We start from the raw sequence: 20,645 nt of genomic DNA on the forward strand, positions 1-20,645 counted from the left end.
GAACGGTCCCCGGCCCGAGCAGGATCGAGGATGGCCGCACCGAGATCGCGACGCGTCGGGTCGAGTTGTCAACCGTGCACTGCACTGCACTGCCGAACCGGTACCGAATGATGTTCGTTGCCCATCGGCGAGCGGAAGCGGAAGTGGGCATCGCCCGCTTGGCGTTCGACGGCGGTGGGGCGGTTTTGCGGTGGTTGGTGGTCCGTTGACGGGGGATGGTGCAGGGGCGTGCGAGGCGGTCCGGGGATGGTGGTGGCGAGGACGCGAGGATGGTTCGGTGGTTCTATCCGTACTCCGTTGCGGGGAGTCGTTCTGCGAACGATCATGGCCGTCATGGCGCAACCGAGGCAGGTCATCGAGTGTGGAGACTTCGTTCTGCGACGCTGGCGGGGGGAGAGCGACTTCGCTTCCGCCTTCACGTTGATCGAGGAGTCTCTGGAGCATCTGCGTCCCTGGGAGCCGTGGGTCGCCGGTCACAGCGAGGAAACCACGCGGGGCCTCCTGGCGAGGTCCGAGTCGCGGTGGGAAAGCGGTGACGTGTACAACTACGCCATTGCCCAGGACGGCACCCCCATCGGCATGTGCCAGACCTCGCGCGGGACCGAACCCCGGGGTCGGCGCATGGGGTACTGGTTGCACCCCGCCGCCACGGGACAAGGCATCGCCACGAGAGCGACAGCGGCCCTGATAGCCGAGATGTTCACCCTGCCGGACGTGGAGTACCTGGAAATCTCGCACGACCTGGCCAACACCACCAGCGCCGCCATACCGCGCCGGTTGGGCTTCACCGAAATGCGGCGCGAACAGGCGAGGCCGCCCGTGGCTCCTGCCGGTGCCGGGATCGATGTGGTCTGGCGGCTGAACCGTCCCACGCCGCCCGTCGACGGCACTCGCCGCCCCTGAGATTCCGAGCCCACCGACCACGGCTCCGGCCTTTCGACACCAACGCGACGTCCCCGGGGCGCCATTCGGAAGCGCGGGTACGCATTCGTCGCGCTCGGCCTGTTCGACGCGATCGACGAACACCCGTGGCTCGCCACGCAACTCTCCCGCAGCCCTTGGGGTGCCCCTATGTGTTTGGTCAAGGTCGGAGGTCAGTAGGTTCGTGTGATCGGGGTCGAGCTGTGGGGGTGTGCATGGGTGATGGTCAGGTGACGATCACGCTGACGAATGACGAGGCACTGGTGCGGTCGGACTGGCTGTATCGGCTCCAGATGACCAACCTCAGCCGTGTCGTGGATGACCCGGCGGTGTGGGCGCCGGTCCATCGAATCGCCGGAACACTGGACAAGGCGCTGCCCGAGCTGTTCGCGCCTGACTACAACCAACGGCTTGAGGCCGCTCGAGAGCGGCTTCGCCCGGAAGACTGACCTGTCGATGCGGCGTCATGCCGCGGCGGGTCGGGGTTCGTAGAAGGTGCCGTCGCGGAGCATCGCGAACAGGACGTCGGCGCGGCGTCGGGCGAGGCAGGGCAGGGTTTGGGTGTGGTGCTTGCCCTGGGCGATCTTGCGGTCGTAGCTGCGGGATGCCGGGTCGGCCAAGGCGGCGAACGCGGACAGGAAGAACGCCCGTTTGAGCTGCTTGTTTCCTCGCCGTGACGGTTGTTCGCCGCGGATCGAGAAGCCTGAGCTGCGGGTTGCCGGGGCGAGGCCGGCGTAGGCGGCGAGGTGGGCTGCGGACGGGAACGAGCCGGCGTCTCCGACGTCGATGAGGATCCTGGCTCCGGTCCTGACGCCGATGCCGGGCATCGAGGTCAGGACCCTGGAAAGAGGGTGCGCCTCCAGCAGTTCCTCGATCCGGGCGGCCAGGAGTTTGCGCTGGTCGAGGACGGCGTGGAGCGAGCCGGTCAGGCTGGGGACGATCAGCGCGGCGGCGTCGGTGCCGGGGACGACCACGGTCTGCTCGTCGAGTGCGGTGAAGACGTCGTCGACCGGTCGTTCTGCCGGGGTGACGGCGGTGGCGTGGTGTTCACCCTTGCCGACGTCCAGGCCGAGGAAGACGCCGATGTCGCCGGTCTCGATTACGTGCGTCCTTCGATTGTCGCTGCCCGGCCGTCCCACGGCACCGATTGCCACATCCACATTACGAAGAGCCTCCCGACCTGCGGACAAGCCGGTGGTCATGCCCCTAGTCAGCGGTCTGTCGATGCCTCCGGAGCCGGTGACACCACCCCCACCACCCCCCCAGGCCATGCGATCGACAGGGGGAGAAAGTCATGCCGACTCCGGGGGCCGGGCGCCCCATGGCGAGGCCACCAAGAAGGCGATGGGGGTCGGTGCTGCCGCGAGTCTTCGAAAGCAATCGGTCGGCAGGTCCGCGCGCTCGGCGTGGCCGAAGCCGGTTGGTTCACGGCGGCCTCGGTACTGGTGCACTGCATCCTCGGCGCCGCCGGCCAGAACGCCGCGAACGCTGCCTGTCGGCGCGAGGCGACCGGCCTGGTCGAGGCGGACGTCTTCGTCTGTCCGTTGTCCGCGTGGTGGGAGGCCCCGCGGGTGTAGGGAGGACGGCGGGATGAGCGGGTGTGTGGCCCGGCGCCCCGAGGGGTGCCGGGCCACGGCCTTGTGGGTTTGCGGTGAGTCCAATTGGACTCGGACGGTCAGGGACGGACGGCGACTGCGTCGACCTCGAAGAGCATGTCCGGCAGGGCCAGGGCGGCGACGCCGAGGAGGGTTTGGGCCGGGGGCTTGTCGCCCCAGATGCGGGTGATCACCGCGAGGAGCGCTTCGAGCTTTGCGTGGTCGTGGTCGACGATGAACGTGCCGAGGCGGGCCACGTCCTGGAAGCCCAGGCCTGCTGCGGCCAACGCGGTGCCCAGGTTGGTGAAGGAGCGTACGACCTGGGTTGCGAAGTCCGACGAGTCGACCGCGCCGGTTTGGTCGGAGCCGTACTGGCCGGCGATGAAGACCAGGTCGGGATTGGGTGCGTCGACGACGTGGCTGTAGCCGAATGCCACCGGGTTGTGCAGGTCGGCCGGGTTGGTGATGGTGATGGAGCTGCTCATGATCTGGTTCTCCCAGGTGTGATGGTGGTTCCGGAGCCGGTGGCTCCGAGTCGGTGCTTCTGGAACCGGTGCTTCTGGAACTGGTGGTTACGGAGTTGCCGGATCCGGAGTAGGTGCTTCAGGAACCGGTGGTTCGGAGCTGGTTGTTCGTGCGGCCGGTGAGCCGTCATCGGTCCGTGGTCGGGCGGCGGGTGGCGGCTGCGGTCAGGGCGGTGAGGAGGGTGAGGGCGGCGCCCAGCCACGGGGCCGCGGCGATGGCGATGTTGTCCACGGCGAGGGCGCCGAGAAGTGCGCCGAGCGCAATGGACAGGTTGAAGACGGCGACGAACAGGGATGTTGCCGCTTCGGTGGCCTTCGGCGCGGCGGTGAGCATCCAGGTCTGGAGGCTTACGGGTACGCCGCCGTAGGCCAGGCCCCACACGATCAGCAGGGCGATGCCGGCCGCCGGGACGTCGTGCAGGAGGGCGATCAAGGTCAGGGAGACGGTCAGGGCGGTGGTGATCGCGAGGAGTGTGCGCCGGGCGTCGCGGGAGGCTCGGGTGCCCGCCGCGAAGTTGCCGGCGACACCGGCCACGCCGTAGCCGAGGAGCAGGACGCCGATCAGGCCGTCGTCGACGCCGGCCACGTCCCGCAGGATGGGGCGGACGAAGGTGTACGCGACGAAGTGGCCGGTGATCAGCAGGAACGTGAGCGCCAGCCCCGCTCGTACGCCGGGGTTGTCGCGGCCGAGCCGGGACAGGTCGCGGAATGTCATCCGCCGGGCGGACGGTTCCGTGGGCAGCGGTGGCAGAAGGAACACCAGGACCACGAGCGCGACCAGGCCCAGCGCGCCGACGGCCGCGAAGGCGGTGCGCCAGCCGGTGAGTTCGCCCATCAAAGTACCGGCCGGGACGCCCAATACGGACGCGGTGGACACGCCGCCGAAGACCACGGCGGTGGCCCGGGCGACCTGTGCCGGGGGTACCAGGCGCAACGCCAATCCGCCCGCGATGGCCCAGAATCCGCCGACCCCGACGCCGACCAGTACGCGGGCGACCAGGACCACCGCGAAGTTCGGTGCCGCGGCGCCGGCCAGGTTGGCGATGCCGACCAGGGCGATCAGCGCGGCGAGCAGTACGCGGCGATCCAGCCTGCCGGCGGTCACGGCGATCACGGGAGCGGCGAACGCGGCGACGATCCCGGGGGCGGTGACCATCAGGCCGGCCGTGCCCTCGGAGACGTCCAGTGTGGTTCCGACCGGCGTTAGGAGGCCGACGGGCAGCAACTCGGAGGTCATGAGGGAGAAGATCCCGAGCGCGACGGCGCTCACGGCGAGCCAGGCGCGGAGCATCGACGGGGGTGATGGGGATGGAGGTGGCGTGCGCGAGGGGGGCGGTGGTGTGGGAGGTGGCGGTTGCGAGGGTGTGTCGGGGCGCGACCGAGGCCGGGTTGTCTCGATTCGGGGTCCCGTTTCGGACCGGTCCCGGGGTTCGGACCGGTCTCGGGTTTCGAGTTCGGAGTCGGTGCGGGGGCGGGGGCGGGGGTTTGGAATCTGCTTATTCACGATGTTCAATATCCAGAATCTAGATCGTCGGACATCCCTCGATGAGGGGGATGCAGGCAGGATTGCCCCTGGTCGGCGAATCCGCAGAAGCGGAGGAGCCGTTGCCGCCGAGGTCTTATTCTGGATCTTCCTCATCCAGAATTCAAGTCTCGCTCCGAATCCAGCTCGTTCGCCCTTGCCGCAGGGCGGTGGCTCGGGGTCAGGGGGTGGTGACGGTTCGGTTCAGGCGGGTCAGGGCTTGGTGAAGTTCGCGGGTGGTGCCGATGGGCAGGATGGCTGCTCGGCCGGGGACTCGTACGCCGCCGGTGAGGGCGACCCGGGTCGTGTTGCCCTGCGGTACGGCCGCCATGCCGATGATCACGAACCGGCTTTGCAGCCAGCACCAGCCCGGGCGCAGGATGCCGTCGAAGCGGGCCCGCATGCCGTAGCGGCTGCGCGCGTGGGCCTCGACGCGGTCGCCTTCGCGTCGGGTGACCCGTACGTGGCGCATGTCCGGTTGGAACCGGCCGAAGCCGTCTTCCAGGTCGCCCATCACCGCCCAGACGTCGGCGAACGGCGCCGGGATCACACCCTCGACGACGCGCGCGCCGGGGATGCCGGCGGTCAGCGCCCGAAGGCGGCCCACCGCGTCGACGAGGCCGGGGTCGACATCGCCGGACTCGACGCGGCCGGGCCGGACGCTGCCGGACTCGACGTTGTCGGGGCCGATGTTGCCCGGGTCGAGTGGCTCGGTCATGCCGTCCACATCCTTCGGAATCCCGCCCGGGCGCGATGCAGCCGGGACTTGACGGTGCCTTCGGGTACGCCGAGCAGGTCGGCGGCGGTCTGTTCGTCCAGACCCTCGACGTCGCGCAGGACCAGTACGGCGCGGTGCTCGGGGGAGAGCCTGGCCAGTACGTCGTTGATGTCGGCGGCGAGTTGGGGGTCGCCCGGTGCGGGGAGTTCGGTCGATTCGACGGGGGTGTCGCGGCCGGCGCGGCGGGCGATGCGGACCGCCTCGCGGGCCGCGATCGCGCGGACCCAGCCGTACAGCGCCTCCGGTTCGTCCAGGGTGCGCAGCGCGCGGAAGACGACGACCAGGGTTTCCTGGACCGCGTCCTGGCGGGCGTCGAGGGCGATCGGGCCGCAGATGGTGGTGACGTAGGGGATCAGGTGATCGAGCAGGTCGCTCATCGCGATGGTGTCGCCGCGGCGGGCGGCGCGCGCGAGGGCGACGCCGCGCGTGCGACGGTCGGTTGGCTGGTCTTGGGTTCGTTGGTCCTTGGGCGTCTGCTTTCGGGTCGTCTGCTTTCGGGTCGTTCGCTCTCGGGTTGTCGGGGCTTCGGGTTTCGAGTCTGTGGTGGTTCGGTTTTCGGTGGCTCGGTTTTCGGTGGTTCGGTCTCCGGGGGTTCGGTCCTGGGGGCTTCGGTCCTGGGCTGGACGGTCTTCGCTTCGGCGATCCGGCACGGTGATGATCATCTCCCGGTGACCCCGGCCCGCGGCAGTCGACGCGACGTGCGGCGGAAGCCGGTGAGCGTGAGCCGCGCGGCCGCGTATCCGAACGCCACGCATACCGGCGTGTAGACGACCAGGTTGAGGCGGTGGAACGTGCTGCCCGGGTCGGTTCCGATGCCCAATGCCCACACCATGCCCACCGTCGCCCGGACGGCGAGTCCGGCGGCGACCGCTGCGGTGACGAGCGCGGTGATCCGGCCGCCTCGGTCGCGGCTGTGCGCGTACACGCCGATGGCGCCGGTGCCGAGCAGTGCGCAGAGCGGCAGCAGGACGCGTGGGGTGAACGGGACGTCCGCGTTGAGGAGTCCCTGGGAGAGCGCCTCGGTGCTGTCGGCGGGCCAGGTCGGGCCGGCCGCCCAGAACGCGTGCAGCAGGGCGTCGGCGGTGAGCAGCGCGGCGACGGCGGTACCGGCGCGCCTTCGGGCGGCGATGCCCGGTGTCGAGGCGCCCGGTGTCGTGGTTCCGGTGGCGGTGGTGGTGATGTGCACGGCGAAGTCCCTTCCGGGGCCGACGGGTTGTCGGCCGGTCGATCGTCGGGAAGAGGACGCCGGGCGGGAAAACGTTCCATGTGACACCGGGCACACTCGTCGGTCGCACCCGCCGGGCACACCTGCCGGTCGCACCCGCCGGCCGTGGCGGCGTTCGAAGGCGGGTCGTCGGCCGGTCCGGGACACCGATCTCGATCGGCGGCGCGGTGCCGAACCGGATGCCGCCGTACAGGACCGGCAGCGCTGTCGGGCCTCGTCCCGCCGTCGACGACTCGGCGGTCTCCGGCTCGGCGGGCGCCGGTTCGACGCGATCCGCGATAAGCCCTTGCCAGATGATACGTAATTACGTAACTTCGAATTATCGAGACCTCAGGTCCGATCGACACGACGAATCGACACGACGAGTCCCACGGGGAGCCCCACGATGCCTGTCCGTAAGGCCGCCACGGCCCTGTATCGCTTCTGCTGGATCGCGTTCTTCGCGGTCCTGGTGGCAGGGATGTACTACGGCCACTCCTGGATGTGGAGTTGGGTCCCGCTGGGATTGATGATGGCTACCCAACTCCTGGTGAACTGGGTGCCGGACGAGCCCGATGACGCGGACGAGTCGGATGCCGCCGCGAGGACCGGTGCCGACGCCGAACCCGGCGCGAAGCCCGGCGTGGAGGTGGAGGCGCCGGTGTCCGGGCGGTGGCGGGCGTTGAACAGCCCGGCCGACAAGGTGCCCAGCCATGGCACCAGGGCCTATGGGCAGGCGTACGCGATCGACATCGTCGCGGAGCCGGAGGGCGGGCGGGCTCGCCCGAGGTTCGGGTGGTGGCCGGTGGCACGGCGCAGCGGCGCGTTCCCGGGGTTCGGCCTACCGGTGTCGGCGGTGGCGGATGCGACGGTGGTGCGGGTGGTCGACGGCCAACGCGACCACCTCAGTCGCAACTCGTTCCCGGCGCTGGCCTATCTGGTCGTCGAGGGCGTCTTCCGGGAAGTGGCCGATGCGCGTCGGCTGGTCGGCAACCACGTGATCCTGGACCTGGGCGACGGGGTGTACGCGATGTACGCGCACCTGCGGCGTGGGTCGGTGGTCGTGCGGGAGGGCGAACGGGTGCGGGTGGGACAGGAGTTGGCGCGCTGTGGCAATTCGGGGAATTCCAGCGAGCCGCACGTGCACTTTCAGCTCATGGACGCCGCCGACCTGACTGTGGCGCGCGGGATTCCGTTCACGTGGCGCGGGATCGGGGTGCCGTCGAACGACGAGGTCTTCAGCGCTTCGAGCGCCCTCAGTCGGTCTGGGACTCCGTGACCGGCATCCGGGAAGCGGTCCGGTCCGTCGACCCGGGGTGGTGACGGGAGGGCTGGGCGGAACCGGGCCGGACGGGACCGGGCGCGACCGGGCGCGACCGGGCGGGCCCGAGCCGGGCGCGGCCGGGCGGAATCGGGGCAGGCGCAGGCGTGGGATTCGCAGGCGGAACGCGACGACCGATTGCCGCCGGCAGCGCGTGGGTTCGGTGACCACGATGGGCTCATGAGTACCGAGAACACGATTCCGCCACCGACGCCCGTGCCCGCCGTGCCCAGGACCGGGTCCGAACCCGGGCCGGTGCCCGCGCCCGCCCCCGAGTCCGCCCCCGAACCCGGTGGCGCGCTCGCCGTCCTGGAGGCCTTCTTCACGGCCGAGGCCGCCTATGTTGCCGCCGGTGGTCGTCTGGGCGGGGCGAGCTTCGCGGGACTCGCCGCGTACCTGGATCCGGACGTGGTCATGTACCAATCGCCGGGGCTGCCTTACGGCGGTCCCCGCCACGGTCCGAGCGGAATCGAAGACTTCATGGCCGCGATGAGCGAGGCGTGGCAGGACATGGAATTCCTCGAACAGCGCTTCGTGGTCGACGGCGACTCGGTGGCGATCCTCAATCACGGCCTGCTGACCGCGCGTGCCACGGGCCGGATTCTGGACACCTGGGTGATGCAGATGATCACCATCCGGAACGGACTGATCACCGAGATCCGCCCGTTCTACTGGGACACCAAGGCGGTAGACGCGGCCTTGACGCCTTGACGCCTTGACGCCGGTCGCGGCACGCCACGCGCGGGGCCCTTCGGTGGGCGAGTTCGACCAACTTGGTCGCGAGCCGCCGCGGAGTCGGACAAGGCGTGCCCCGGACAGCCGCCTCGGTCGTTTCGGTCAGGCGACTTCCGCCGCCGCGGGCTCGGGGAAGCGGGTACGGAAGGTGAAGGCGTGCGCGGTCGGGCCGTGTTCGCGCAGGTGGTCCAGGCGGCTCTTGCCTTCGGCGACGGTCGGGACGGTGCCGGCCGGGATCCACCACAGGACCTGCGACATCTCCGCCAGGTGCTCGAACCAGTCCTGGCGGCGGCGCAGGTATTCCAGGTGGCCGCTGCGGTAGACGAATTCCCAGAGCAGGTCCGGGGTTTCCCACACCGACATGGTCACGATGCTGTCGGCGTCGTACGGGCGGACGTCGGTCGCGTCGGGAACGCCCTCGTCCTCGCCCTTCATCCGCCAGACGAAACCGGGCGCGTGGTCCGCGAGTTCGTTCACCGGATCGAGGCCGGCGACGAAGTCGACCATGGTGGGCGTATCCAGAGGGGCGAGCATCCGCGCGACGTTGAATTGGGCGATGTGATGTGTCGAGGGCATGGGATCACCTCACCAGGTCCCGAGGTATATGTCAACGAAAATTGTTTTTAGAGATCGGGGAGTGTCCAGGAGGGTAGATCGGGTGGATCAGTCGACCGGCCCCCGTCCGTTCGCCGCGTTCGCCGGCCCCGCGTTCGCGGCCCGTTGCCCCTGTGCGGTCTCCTCCGCCGACCGCTCGACCACCACGCAGCAGCGTCCCGGCACCGAGTCCAGCCTGGCCCGATGTCCGGTCGCGCCCAGGCCGTCGAGGAGCCCCTCCACCAGGGCCAGGTTCATCCCGCACACCAGCGGCGGGAAGTCCTCGGCGAGTTGGTGGAAGGGGCAGTTCCGAAGCAGGACCCGGGACGTGTCGTGCGGCTCTTCGGGCGTCGTCGGGACATCCGGATCGGGCCGCTCGTGGTGTGGCTGTGGCTGCGACTCCGGGACCGGCATCGGCACCCGGTCCGGGACCGGCTCGTATCCGCGCGCCGTCAGCGCCGCGACCACCCGATCGTGCTCGTCCGTACCGCCCGTTCCTGCCGCATCGCCCGCGCCACCCACCGTCGGCCCGCCGAGCGCCCTCCCGGCCAACCGTCCGGTGTCGTACGCGGCCGCGTGTACCGCCCGATCCGCGCCCGCGCGCTCGACCGCGTCCGCCAGGATCTGCCCGGCCGTGTCGTAGGCGCGCGGCGGCAGGCTCACGCTGGTCTCGACCGCGCTGCGGCGGTACAACTTCGCGGGTCGGCCGGCGCCGGGCCCACCCTTGCCGGCGGGCCGCGCGTACTCGGTGCCGAGCAGGTGTGCCTCGGCGAGTTTGTCCAGGTGGAACGCCGCGAGCGTGCGCTGGATCCCGACCGCGTCGGCCGCCTCGGCTCGCCCGACCGCGCCCTCGGCGGCGGCGACGTAGCGGTACAGGGCCCTGCGCACCGGGTCGGCGAGCACGCCGACCGTGTCGAGCGCGTCGTCGCCGGGCGGGGGAGGGGGAGAGAGGTCGGACACAACCGGAGTGTAGGCGAGCCGGTGGAGGCGACCTCGGGACGGTGGGGCGAGCGGTGCCGGCGCGGGCCGCCCGAGGCGCGGAGTCGGGTGCGTGGCCGCGGCCGCGCGGGTGCGGGCGACGGTGTGGCTGTCGGGCTCTACCGGCGGCGCACGCGACGGGTGATCCGGCTGGGGTGTGGGTGTTGGTGCGGGTGAGCGTACGGGTCGCGTCGGTCGCGCCCGCTCAGCCGAAGTCGAGTTCGCGGATCGGGGCCGACTCGCCGTCCCAGGTTCGGGCGGCCTCGCGGATCATCGCGAAGAAGTCGCGGTGCAGCGTGACCTCCAGGGCCTCGACGACGGTGCCGCCGTGCGCCTCGGTGGGGAAGTAGGCGAAACGGCCGCCCGGACCGGAGGTGCCGTGGTGGTACCGGTGTACACCGGCCCGGGCGAATTCGGCGAGGTACGCGTCGTAGTCGGTGGTGAAGTGGCCCAGATGATGCAGGCCCTCGCCGTGCTCGCGGCGGAAGTCGCGGTAGGCGCTGGGGGCGTCGGGGTTGAGCTGCTGGATCAGCTCGATCTGCCGGTCGCCGGCGTAGGCGATGCCGACGGCGATCCGGGCGTCGGTGGGCTCGCCCCGATAGTAGGTCTCCCGGATCGCCGCCTGCGGGAAGTGGAAGAACGGGCCGACGCCCAAACTGGTCGACCAGTGCCGCATTGCGGCCTCGACGTCGTCGACGACGTAGCCGAGCTGGTCGACGGAGCGGATCGCTGGTGCCATGGGTGCTCCCGGGGTCGGATCTGATCTGCGGGGGGACGGCGGGCAGGGGCGGGTGCTGAGCGGTCGGGGCGGGCGGTCGGGAAGGTCAGGCGCCCCCGGGAGATCGCACGCCAGGAGACCAAGGGCCCAAGGGCCCAGATCCCCAGGAGACCCGGTGCCCAGGAGGCCGGGCGCCCGGGGATGCCTCCGCTCACCGTTCCGGCCAAGCCCCCGCGACCAGCTCTCCGCCCTTGAGGACCGCGCGGGGTGGGCGGTCGGCCAGTACGCCGATGTCGGTCGTCGGGTCGCCGTCCAGGATCAGCAGGTCGGCGAGCCGGCCCGGTTCGATGCGGCCCAGGTCGTCGCCGCGTCGGGCCAGTTCGGCGCCGTTGCGGGTCGCCCAGCGCAGGACGTCGAGCGGGGTCACACCCGCGTGCTCGGTGTACAGGCGCAGCTCCGCGCCGTACATCCCGTGCGGGAAGCCGATCGCGCCGTAGTCGTCGCCGAGCACGAACCGCACACCGGCGGCCTGCGCCTTCGGGATCATCGCGTACATGTGGTTCAGATCGGCCTTGATCGCGTCGGCGGCGAAGCCCAGTCCCGAGCCCATGAAGCCGAGGAAGTGCTTCGGGAAGTGCAACGAGGGCACCACGAACGCGCCGGTCTCCACGAGTGCGGCGATCACCTCGTCGTCCATCTCGTCGCAGTGGTCGACGATGTCGATGCCCAGTTCGAGCGCCATCATGATGGCCGGCTTGTTGACCAGGTGCGCCCGGATCAGCACACCGCGCTGATGGGCCGCCTCGATCGCGGCGGCCAGTTCCGCGCGGCTCATCTCGATCCGGTCCTTGGGCGCGGTGGTGCCGTGCCCGCCGGTCACGAACAGCTTGATCACGTCCGCGCCGCGCTTGATCTCCTCGCGTACGCCGAGCCGGAAGCTCTCCGCGCCGTCGCACAACCGCACCGCGCCGGACGCGCCCATGCCCCAGTGCCACGGGACGCCGTCGTTGGAGTGCCCGGTGGTGGACAACTCGCGCGAGGAGGCCCAGAACCTCGGGCCGGGGATCAACCCGTCCTCGATCGCGCGCTTGACGCCGCCCTCGACGTCGTTGGACCCGCCCGCGCCGACTACGCCGGTGTAGCCGAGTTCGAGCGCGGTGCGCAGGTTCCGCGCGGCGATCAGCGCCTGGTAGGAGGGCGGGTACTCGTTGCCGTACGGCGTGTTCGGCTTCGAGCCCAACTCGTGGTAGGTCGCGTGGAAGTGACACGTGAACATGCCGGGCATCAGGGTGCGTCCGGCCAGGTCGACGAGTACGTCGCCGTCCTGCGGGTCGGGCCGCTCGCTCTGTATGGCGACGATCCGCTCGCCCTCCACCACCACCGTGCGATCGGCGACGGCGGCGTTGGTCCCGTCGAGCAGGTTGGCCCCGGTCAGTACCAGACGAGTCACGGCAGACCTCTCTCCCGCCACGGGAAATGACACAGCGTCAGATGCGGCGTGCAGCCATGTATGGCAGAGGCACCGACAGGAGACAAGGCCCAAACCCGCCGGCAACACCGGGCAGGCCGGCGCCGGGTCGTGCGAGTTGCGTCGGCCGGGTCGGCCGGTTGGATGGGCCGGGTCGGCCGGGTCGGATTCGCCGGGAGTGCCGGTGCGTGCCGATATTCCGCGGCCGGTCCGCCGCCCGGGTCGGGCAGGATGTGGCCGGTGAACCATGAGGTCCTCTACGGGCTTGCCGCCAATCCGGCTCTGCCGGCGGGGTTGCTCGATCGGCTGATCGCGATCGCCGACGAGGACTTGGCCTGCGCGATCGCCACGCACCCGGCGCTCACCGCCGCGCAGGCGACGGCGCTGGTCGGGCATCGGCCGGGGAGCGCGGTCGCGCTGGTGTACGCGGGTCGGCTCAGCGCCGCCGAGATCGATCCCGCGACCCGCCCGGACGTCGCACTCGCCCTGCTGGACCAGGGCGCCGGACCTCCGGAGTGGGCCCGCCTGTTCGCGGCCGACCCCGACGCCGACCACCGGGAGCGGTTGGCCGCCTGCCCCGACCTGCCGTCCGATGTGCGCGCCGCGCTCGCCGCCGACCCGGAGGTGTCGGTGGCCGCCGAACTCGGTTGGTGGACGACCACGGAGACCGCCGCTCGACTCGCCGAGCACCCGCACGCCGACGTGCGCCGCGCGGTGGCGGCCAACGACGCGACACCCCCGGCACTGTTGGCGGCCCTGCTCACCGGCAACGGCCTGACCCCGGCCCGGCGATGCGCGGTGTGTGATCGCGAACCGGTGCCCTTCGTGCACGATCCGCACTGCGCCCGGGTCGACTGCGAACTGCCCTCGAGCGCGGCCTGTGCCGGCGCGCACGAGTCGACGGTGCACCGGATACGGCACAACGCCCTGGGGAACCGGGCCACGCCGACCGAGGCGGTGGCCGGCTTCGTCGACCATCCATCGATGTTGCTGCGCGCCGAACTCGCGGCACGCGGCGACCTGTCGCCCGAGCAGACGGCCCGGCTCGCCGAGGACCCGATTCCGCTGGTGCGACTGGCCCTGGCGGAGAATCCCCATCTCGACGAGGCCGCCTGCCGCACGCTTGCCGACGACGTGTCCCACGATGTGCGGCGCGTACTCGCTGCCAACCCGGGCCTGCCGCTCGACGCACTCACCCGCGTGGCCGGCACCACCCGGCTCGGCCTCACCCTGCTGCCCCGCATCGCCACCGCGTCGCCGAGGGAGATCGCGACAGCCGCCGCGTCGGCGGACGCGGAGTTGCGGATGCTGGTGGCCGCACGTCGCGACCTTCCCGACACGATCCGCGACGCGTTGGCCGGCGACCCGGATGCCAAGGTGGTCGCGGCCGTCGCACCGCATCCCGGTCTGTCCGAGACCCGACTGCGGGCCATGCTCGCCCGGCACGGAGCCCGCGTGGCCGCCGGCGTCGCGGCGAACCCGGATGCGTCGTCGGCCCTCTTGGAGGAGTTGGCTCGCCGGTCGGCCCCAGCAGGCAAGGCACTGCGCGAGATCGCCCGACACCGCAACGCGACCGCGCGGGCGTTGCACGCGTGTCTCGCGGACGACCGGGCGAGGCGCCTGGCCGCCGGCCACCCGGCCCTGCCGCCGGCGATCCTGGTCGCCCTGCTCGCCGACGAGGACGCACAGGTGGTGCACGCGGCAGCGGCCAACCCCATGTTGCCGGTCGCCGTCATGGCGGTGGAGGTGTCCCGAGCGGAGGACCGGGGTTGGGCGGGGGACGCGGGCGGTGCGCCCGAAGTCGGCGGTGCGCCCGAAGTTGGTGGCGTGGCGCGGTAGCCGGCGGCTGCCACCCGGGAGGGCCCGACGGCCTTGCCCCCATATGCTCGGGTGTCGTCGCGGAGCGGGGGACGGATTGTTCGGGGGGCCTCTGCCGCGCAGGTTTCCTATGGCGCCCAAGTCGCCCGAGTCGCCCGGCAGGTCAAGGGCGGCCGGTCGCGGTTGGTTCGGGGTTTGGTGATTCGGCTGCTTTCAGGGTGTCGGTGGCGGCGCGGGTGAAGGCTTGGGCGAGTGGGGAGTAGGCGGCGGTGCGCCAGACCAGGCCCCAGGCCAGTGCGGGCGAGTCGTGGATGGGGATGTACGCGATGTCGCCCCGGGGGAAGTACTTGACCGCGTGCAGGGGGACCGGCGAGATGCCCAGCCCGGCCGCGATCGCGGTCAGCGTCTCGTGCGCCGTCGTGCTGGAGGGGCCGCGCGGGATCGGCTTCCCGCTGGGCGTCTGGGTCGGGTTGATCGCCTCGGCCCAATAGGCCGGGACCGAGTCGTCGATCCGGAACACCGGCCCGACCGCGAGGTCCTCGAGCGAGACCGACTCCCGTCCGGCGAACTCGTGCCGCGCGGACACCGCGAGCACCAGCGGCTCGGTCAGCACGATCGGGCCCACCGTCAGGTCCGGCTCCTCCACCGGCAGCCACACCAGTTGCAGATCCACCTCGCCGCCGCGCAGCAGCCCGAACGGGTCGCCGATGTGCGCCTCGCGAATGCGCAGCTCGCAGTCGGGATGCCGGCTGCGGAAGGTGTCCAGGACCTCGGGGATCTCGGCCAGCGTCGCGTCCATCGTGCCCAGCCGCAGCGTGCCGGAGAGGCCGCGCGCCGCCGCCGCGGCCCGCTCGATCCCGTCCTGAATGCGCTGGTAGCCCGCGGCCAGGTCCTCGCGCAACTGCCGGCCGATCGGGGTCAGCGCCACCCGCCGACTGGTCCGCTCGAACAAGGGCGCGCCGATCCGGCGTTCCTGCTGCTTGATCGCCTGGCTGACCCGGGCCGAGGACACCAGCAGTCGCTCGGCGGTACGGCCGAAGTGCAACTCCTCCGCCAACACCAGAAAGATCTCGATGTCCCGCAGCTCCATACGCCCCTGCCGTTCGTCGCCGTACCGTGCCGTGCTCCCCGCCGATGAGACCGGTGCGAGGCGGTGCGAACCGGCGCGAACCGGCGCGAACCGGTGTCGCGTCTCGTAATGCAACCTGCGCCGTACCCGTGCCGCACCCCGTGCCGTACCCCGTGCCGCCCTGGCATCGGTAACCCCTGGGTTAACGAGGGTTGCCGACATCGTCGTTGCTCGGGGAAGTGTCTCGGCACGATCGTAGAGACACGCCGGCCGGAACGTCCGGGCACCGGATCCACATCGCCGGTGGGCGTGCTCGACCGAGCGCGCTCGACCGGCGCGGCGCGGACCGTCACGGGCGCCGACCGCCGGGTGCCGCAACGCCCGGAGGCCACATGCCGCATGCCCCATACGGCATGCATACGGCGTGCATACGGGATGCCGTACGGCCTACGCACCGAACCACGGAATCGGGGATCGCCATGTCCAAGACCGCCATCGTCACCGGCGGGACCGGCGCGCTGGACCTCGCCCTCGTGCGCGGACTGTGCCGACGGCTGGGCGAGCACGGCGCGGTCTACCTGGCGTCCCGGGACCCGGAGCGCGGGCGCGACGCCGTGGCCCGACTGCGTGCCGAGGGGTTCGCATCGCACTTCGCGGCCCTCGATCCACGCGACACGACCGGTGCCTCGAGGCTCGCCGCGACGCTCGCCGACCGACACGGCGGCGTGGACGTGGTGATCGCCGGCGCCGCCGCCCGGGTCGACCTCGGGACGCGCAACCAGGACCAGGTCAGGGCCTACGTGGACACCGACAACCACGGCACCCACCGGCTGATCGAGGCGTTTGCCCCGCTGCTCAACGACGGGGCCCGATTCGTGCTCCTGGCCGGCGACTTCGCCGCGCTGCGGCACCTTCCGTTCCGGCTGCGCACACGCTTCGACGTGGATCGGGCGAGCCTGGCCGAATTGGCCGAGGTGATGGACGACTACGTACGCGCGGTGGAGGCGGGTCGGGCCGCCGCCGAGGGTTGGCCCGCGTGGATCGGCGTTCCGTCGATGATCGGCCGGGTGGCCGCGATGAAGGTGCTGGCGCGAGAGCTGGCCGAGGACGCGGCACGGCGCGACATCGTGGTCAACGCCGCGAGCGTGCGCCGCGCGGATCCGGCCGAGCCGATCGACGCCGCCGAGCGGGACGCGGAGGTGGAGCGGTCCGCCGCCGACGTCCTGTGGCTGGCCACGCTCCCGGCCGGCACGCCCGCACCGTACGCGGAACTGGTCCGCCGGCGCACCGCCGTCCCGTTCCGGGAGTGATCGGGGTGCGGCGGCCCAGGTCTGTGCGGCCCAGGTCTGTGCGCCCCGGCGACCCGGGGACGCTCCGGCCCGGGCGCACGGTGGTCCGGTGGCTCGAAGCGCGCTGCCGTGCCGGTGCCCACCCGGCGTGACGCGCCTGCAGTACGCACCTCCCCCACTCGCGCACCCGCACCCACTCCCGCACCCGACACCGCACCCGCCTCGCCACCGCCACCGCCCCGCCGGCGCCGGTCCCTCCCGCCTCGTGGTGGATCATCGAACCCTGGCGTGCGAGGGCGACGGCAACGGGTTGTGGTTCGGGTGAATCCTTTTGCGGTCCGGCGGGCTCTTATGTGTGCGTCGGCCGCTCGGTCGGCCCCGGAGTCGGAGGTGCCCATGGGAGTTGTCGTTGTCGGTGTCGCGGTCGGTGTCGCGCTGCTGGTGTGCTCGTGCGTCGTTCTGGTCCGAAAGCGGAGGAGTTCGCGTGGCTGAGACCGATTGGCCCGGCGAGCAGTTGGTCCTCGCCGCCCAGCGCGGGGACGTCGACTCGATCTCCGCGCTGGTCTCCGGTTCGTATCCGCACGTGCTGCGCTTCGCCCATTCGTTGTGCACGTCACCGCACGACGCCGAGGACGCGGCGCAGGAGGCGTTGATCATCCTCTACCGCCGGATCGGGATGTTGCGGGCGACCGCGGCGCTGGGGTCGTGGATGTTCCGCATCGTGCGCAACGAATGTCTGCGGCGCGCCCGGACGGTGCTGCGGTCGGCCGAACCGGACCGGGAGGCCGCCACGGAGTGCCTGGAGGACGACGTGCTCCGGCGGCTGGAGGCCGAGCGGGTGGCCGCGGTGATCGCCGCGCTGCCCGATGACCTGCGCCGGGTGCTGATCATGCGCGACGTACAGGGCCGGCCGGGGCGGCCGGTGGCCGAGGAGCTCGGCTTGAGTACGGCCGCCATGAAGTCGCGCCTGCACCGGGCTCGGGCGGCGGTCCGGGAGGCGCTTCGGCAACCGCTCGACGGGTACGAGGCGGGCCGCGACGGGAGCGGCGACGCCGGCGACATCGATGCGAGTGACCATCGACCGCGTGAGGGAGGCTCCGATGGGAGTGGTCGTTGACCGTGCGAAGGAGGCCCGGATGGGAGTGGGTGTCGACCGTGCGAAGGAGGTCCCGACGGGAGTGGTCGACGACCGTGTGCGGGAGGCGCCGGTGGGAGCGGACGCCGATGGCGTGAAGGTGGCCCCGTTGCCGTCGGCCGCCGACCGGCCGCGGAAGGCCTTTCGGCGGGCGACCCGCGACCGGGTGAAGGCGGTGGCCTCGATGGGGCTCGCCGGCGACCGAGGCGCCGCCCGTGATTCGGTGGCGCGGCATCTGGTTCGAGGCGCGGTGGGGATCGGGGCGCTCGTCGGCGCGTTCGCGTTGATCCCGGTGCTCGGCCCGGCCGCCCTGCTGCTCGCTCCGGTGGGTCTGATCGTGCTGCGCGGGTGCCCGACCTGTTGGCTGGTCGGGTTGATCCAGGCCATTTCTGCGGGCCGGCTGGAGCGCCAGTGCAAGGACGGCCGTTGCGAGTTGCAGGTCGCCCGGCCGCACGCTCGGCATCCCGCGAGTACGCCCACCGCCGCCGAGGAAGCGGCCGAGCGTTCGCCGGATGCCGTCGGTGAGCGAAGCGCCGCCTGAAGCGCTGCCCGATTCGCCGCCGTGCCGCCTGCCGCCCCCGTCGCTCGGAGGCCGACACCGACGGCCGGCGGCGGCTCGCGGAGAACGCACGTCCCGGCGTGGGGAAGTCGCCGGGACGTGCGGGATGGTGCCGGTCGCCGCCGCGACCTGCCGGTGGTCAGCCGCTGACGCTCTCCCGGCCGTTCTCGATGTGGCCGGCCAGTCGCCGGGTGAAGCCGTCGCCGCCCTCGATCGTCACGGTGACGTCGTACCAGCCGTCGGCCGAACCCGTCGACCAGTGCACCGTACGCTCCCGGCCCGGCTTCAGGGTGAGCGTGCGCTCGCGCTCGGAGCAGCCGAGGCCGTACGCGTTCGGGGTGAGCCTGAAGGTCACCGACTGCGTGCCGTGGTTGGCCAGTTCCAGGTCCAGCACCCGGCCCGTCGCGCGGATCCGCGAGGTGACCTCGGCGCCGGCCGCCGCCGTGGCTCCGGCGAACTCGCGGCGGAAGCCGTTCGGGCCCACCACCGTCAGGTCGTAGCGGTCGCCCTTGAGCGCGATCGTGTCCGAGCGCTTGCCCTGTACGTCGTAGTGCTTGGGCTTGGGCAGCTCGCCCGCGTAGGGGAACAACTGGAGGTGCACGCTGGATCGCCCGCCGTTGGCCAGGTCGAGGGTGAGCGTGCGCTTGGCGGCGTCCACGCGAGCCGACGCGTCCGGCTGGTACGGCAGCGGACGGGCCGGGCGGCGACCGCGCTCGGGCTCGGGCAGCTTCTGGTCGGCGGGCGGCGCGGGCCGCCAGCGCGAGGTGAACGCCGGGGCCGGGGCGGGCCGGGGCGGCACGTGCGAGCGGCGGGCCCGGTCGAAGTCGAAGGCGCCGGTCAGGTCGCCGGACACGGTCCGCCGCCACGCGCTGATGTCGGGCGCGCGAACTCCCGTCCAGGTCTCCAGGAACCGGGTCACCGAGGTGTGGTCGAAGGTCTCCGAGGAGACGTACCCGCCCACGGTCCACGGCGACACGATCATCATCGGCACCCGTGCGCCGAACCCGATCGGCCGACCGTTGTAGTACTCGTCCGTGACCTCCTCCGGCGGGCGCGGCGCCGGCACGTGGTCGAAGAAGCCGTCGTTCTCGTCGAACGTGAGCAGCACGACGGTGGAGTCCCAGATGTCGCGGTTGGACGCGATCGCGTCGAGCACCTGGTAGGTGATCGTCGCGCTGGCGGCCGGCGAGGAGGCGCCCGGGTGCTCGGAGTCGGCCGCCGAGGGCACCAGGTAGGACACCTCGGGCAGGGTGCCGGCGGCGATGTCCGCGCGCAGCGCGTCCGCCAGCGAGTGCGGCCGGCCGCGGCGCAGACCGCGTTCGTACAACACCCGGTCGGCGGCCGGCAGCGCCGCGACGCCCTGTTCCAGCTTGGCCAGCAGCGCGTCCTGTTCGGCCGCGGGCAGCCCGCCGAGCTTGCCGTAGAACGAGTCCAGGCTCTTGAAGTCGCCGGCCGCGGCCAGCGCCTTGCGCGCGACCTGCTTGAACGAGACGTAGAACTCCAGGTTGTTGTCCTGGTAGTTGTCCCACTCCTGGTAGACCTTCCAGGACCGGCCCGCGCGCTGGAGGTGCTCGGCGTAGGTGGTCCACGAGTAGCCCGCGTGGGTGTTCTCGGAGTAGGCGGCGTTGTCGATCGCCCGCCGGGTGCTGCTGCCGGGCTCGTAGCCGGTGTAGCCGCTGACCAGGTAGTTGCGGTTGGGCGAGGTCGACGACGGAAGCGCGCAGTGGTACGCGTCGCAGATCGTGAACGTGTCCGCCAGTTCGTAGTGGAACGGCAGGTCGGTACGGTCGTAGTAGGCCATCGTGGCGGGCGTCTTGGCGCCGATCCAGCCGTCGTTCCAGCCGTCGTTCCAGGCCTTGTGCCCGCCGTCCCAGCTGTGGTCGAGGTCGCCGATGTACTGCAGATCCTTGGACGCGTCCTGGGCCGCCTTGCGCAGCGGGAACGGCAACACTCGCCCGGCGGGGCCGCCCGGCTGCTCGAACACGTTGTGCCCGTCGCGCAGTCGGATCGCGTTGCGGTCCCCGAAGCCCCGGACCCCGCGCAGCGTGCCGTAGTAGTGGTCGAACGAGCGGTTCTCCTGGACGAGCACGACCACGTGCTCGATCGCCTTCAACCCGCCGCGCCGGGGCGGGGAGGCGAGGGCCTGCTGTACGGACGGCGGCAGGAGTGAGCCGGCGACGGCGAGTCCCGCGCCGCCCGCGCCGAGCTGGAACAGGCGGCGGCGGGATACGCCGGAGGGAGGCTGGGGGGAGGCCGACACGGGGAGCCCTTTCGGATGTGGGGACGAGCGCCCGTGCGATGGGTTCGCACGGATGGGGTGGTTCGGGTGCTGCACCGAGCCGTTCGCACGTACGGGGGTGGTTCGGGCGTGCGGAGGTGTTCGGACCACCGCAGTTCATCGGTCCGCCGTCGACCGG

Annotated in this window: 20 protein-coding genes and 1 pseudogene; 9 read left to right on the top strand and 12 right to left on the bottom strand. The window is 71.6% G+C overall.

Annotated elements, in window-relative coordinates; translation table 11 throughout:
• Window positions 1–333: 333 nt before the first annotated feature.
• Window positions 334–903 carry a GNAT family N-acetyltransferase gene (locus ACWCPW_RS03885; protein ID WP_449759974.1) on the top strand — a complete coding sequence of 190 codons (570 nt, stop codon included), beginning with the start codon at window positions 334–336 and terminating at the stop codon, window positions 901–903.
• 233 nt (window positions 904–1,136) lie between these two features.
• Window positions 1,137–1,370, top strand: a complete 234-nt coding sequence (locus ACWCPW_RS03890) for a hypothetical protein (RefSeq protein WP_449759975.1) — start codon at window positions 1,137–1,139, stop codon at window positions 1,368–1,370.
• A 15-nt stretch (window positions 1,371–1,385) separates the two neighbouring features.
• Here the strand turns inward: ACWCPW_RS03890 and ACWCPW_RS03895 are convergent.
• Window positions 1,386–1,943: pseudogene (locus tag ACWCPW_RS03895) on the bottom strand (transposase); the annotation flags it as partial.
• Between the two features lie 384 nt (window positions 1,944–2,327).
• On the opposite strand from ACWCPW_RS03895, the gene ACWCPW_RS03900 reads away from it, so the two are divergent.
• A complete protein-coding gene (locus tag ACWCPW_RS03900; RefSeq protein ID WP_449759976.1) occupies window positions 2,328–2,498 on the top strand; it encodes a hypothetical protein in 171 nt (56 codons plus the stop codon).
• A gap of 98 nt (window positions 2,499–2,596) precedes the next feature.
• On the opposite strand, the gene ACWCPW_RS03905 is transcribed toward ACWCPW_RS03900, so the two are convergent.
• The 5 genes from ACWCPW_RS03905 to ACWCPW_RS03925 form a co-directional block, all read right to left on the bottom strand.
• Complete coding sequence (locus tag ACWCPW_RS03905) at window positions 2,597–3,001, bottom strand: RidA family protein (RefSeq protein ID WP_449759977.1); 405 nt, start codon at window positions 2,999–3,001, stop codon at window positions 2,597–2,599.
• 166 nt (window positions 3,002–3,167) lie between these two features.
• Window positions 3,168–4,277, bottom strand: coding sequence for an MFS transporter (locus ACWCPW_RS03910; RefSeq protein WP_449759978.1), 1,110 nt, complete (start codon window positions 4,275–4,277; stop codon window positions 3,168–3,170).
• Window positions 4,278–4,743: 466 nt separating this feature from the next.
• A complete protein-coding gene (locus tag ACWCPW_RS03915; RefSeq protein ID WP_449759979.1) occupies window positions 4,744–5,280 on the bottom strand; it encodes a hypothetical protein in 537 nt (178 codons plus the stop codon).
• Window positions 5,277–5,717, bottom strand: a complete 441-nt coding sequence (locus ACWCPW_RS03920; RefSeq protein WP_331771136.1) for an RNA polymerase sigma factor — start codon at window positions 5,715–5,717, stop codon at window positions 5,277–5,279. The genes ACWCPW_RS03915 and ACWCPW_RS03920 overlap by 4 nt, the downstream gene beginning before the upstream one ends.
• A 281-nt stretch (window positions 5,718–5,998) precedes the next feature.
• Window positions 5,999–6,526, bottom strand: coding sequence for a DUF3995 domain-containing protein (locus tag ACWCPW_RS03925; protein ID WP_449759980.1), 528 nt, complete (start codon window positions 6,524–6,526; stop codon window positions 5,999–6,001).
• 424 nt (window positions 6,527–6,950) lie between these two features.
• Between ACWCPW_RS03925 and ACWCPW_RS03930 the strand changes: the two genes are divergently transcribed.
• Window positions 6,951–7,823 (top strand): M23 family metallopeptidase, encoded by an 873-nt coding sequence (locus ACWCPW_RS03930; protein ID WP_449759981.1) that lies wholly within the window; start codon window positions 6,951–6,953, stop codon window positions 7,821–7,823.
• A gap of 222 nt (window positions 7,824–8,045) precedes the next feature.
• Entirely contained in the window at window positions 8,046–8,576 is a 531-nt protein-coding gene (locus ACWCPW_RS03935; protein WP_449759982.1) for a nuclear transport factor 2 family protein, read from the top strand.
• A 126-nt stretch (window positions 8,577–8,702) separates the two neighbouring features.
• Here ACWCPW_RS03935 and ACWCPW_RS03940 read toward each other — a convergent pair whose 3' ends face one another.
• The 4 genes from ACWCPW_RS03940 to ACWCPW_RS03955 form a co-directional block, all read right to left on the bottom strand.
• Window positions 8,703–9,176, bottom strand: a complete 474-nt coding sequence (locus ACWCPW_RS03940) for a DUF3291 domain-containing protein (RefSeq protein WP_449759983.1) — start codon at window positions 9,174–9,176, stop codon at window positions 8,703–8,705.
• 87 nt (window positions 9,177–9,263) lie between these two features.
• Window positions 9,264–10,154 carry a helix-turn-helix transcriptional regulator gene (locus ACWCPW_RS03945; protein ID WP_449759984.1) on the bottom strand — a complete coding sequence of 297 codons (891 nt, stop codon included), beginning with the start codon at window positions 10,152–10,154 and terminating at the stop codon, window positions 9,264–9,266.
• A 223-nt stretch (window positions 10,155–10,377) separates the two neighbouring features.
• Window positions 10,378–10,911 (bottom strand): VOC family protein, encoded by a 534-nt coding sequence (locus ACWCPW_RS03950; RefSeq protein ID WP_449759985.1) that lies wholly within the window; start codon window positions 10,909–10,911, stop codon window positions 10,378–10,380.
• A gap of 190 nt (window positions 10,912–11,101) precedes the next feature.
• Window positions 11,102–12,340 (bottom strand): amidohydrolase family protein, encoded by a 1,239-nt coding sequence (locus tag ACWCPW_RS03955; RefSeq protein ID WP_449759986.1) that lies wholly within the window; start codon window positions 12,338–12,340, stop codon window positions 11,102–11,104.
• Window positions 12,341–12,598: 258 nt separating this feature from the next.
• Here ACWCPW_RS03955 and ACWCPW_RS03960 point away from each other — a divergent pair, with 258 nt between their 5' ends.
• Window positions 12,599–14,197, top strand: coding sequence for a hypothetical protein (locus ACWCPW_RS03960; RefSeq protein ID WP_449759987.1), 1,599 nt, complete (start codon window positions 12,599–12,601; stop codon window positions 14,195–14,197).
• Window positions 14,198–14,339: 142 nt separating this feature from the next.
• On the opposite strand, the gene ACWCPW_RS03965 is transcribed toward ACWCPW_RS03960, so the two are convergent.
• Complete coding sequence (locus ACWCPW_RS03965) at window positions 14,340–15,266, bottom strand: LysR family transcriptional regulator (protein ID WP_449759988.1); 927 nt, start codon at window positions 15,264–15,266, stop codon at window positions 14,340–14,342.
• 458 nt (window positions 15,267–15,724) lie between these two features.
• On the opposite strand from ACWCPW_RS03965, the gene ACWCPW_RS03970 reads away from it, so the two are divergent.
• The 3 genes from ACWCPW_RS03970 to ACWCPW_RS03980 all read left to right on the top strand — a co-directional run bounded on the left by ACWCPW_RS03970 (window position 15,725) and on the right by ACWCPW_RS03980 (window position 18,210).
• Window positions 15,725–16,555 (top strand): SDR family NAD(P)-dependent oxidoreductase, encoded by an 831-nt coding sequence (locus ACWCPW_RS03970; RefSeq protein WP_449759989.1) that lies wholly within the window; start codon window positions 15,725–15,727, stop codon window positions 16,553–16,555.
• A gap of 463 nt (window positions 16,556–17,018) precedes the next feature.
• Window positions 17,019–17,651 (top strand): RNA polymerase sigma factor, encoded by a 633-nt coding sequence (locus tag ACWCPW_RS03975; RefSeq protein WP_449759990.1) that lies wholly within the window; start codon window positions 17,019–17,021, stop codon window positions 17,649–17,651.
• 19 nt (window positions 17,652–17,670) lie between these two features.
• On the top strand, window positions 17,671–18,210 hold the full coding sequence (locus ACWCPW_RS03980) for a hypothetical protein (RefSeq protein ID WP_449759991.1): 540 nt from the start codon (window positions 17,671–17,673) through the stop codon (window positions 18,208–18,210).
• A 157-nt stretch (window positions 18,211–18,367) separates the two neighbouring features.
• Here the strand turns inward: ACWCPW_RS03980 and ACWCPW_RS03985 are convergent, their stop codons facing one another.
• A complete protein-coding gene (locus ACWCPW_RS03985) occupies window positions 18,368–20,488 on the bottom strand; it encodes a phosphocholine-specific phospholipase C (protein WP_449759992.1) in 2,121 nt (706 codons plus the stop codon).
• Window positions 20,489–20,645: the final 157 nt, after the last annotated feature.

This window comes from Embleya sp. NPDC001921 (genome assembly GCF_053594475.1).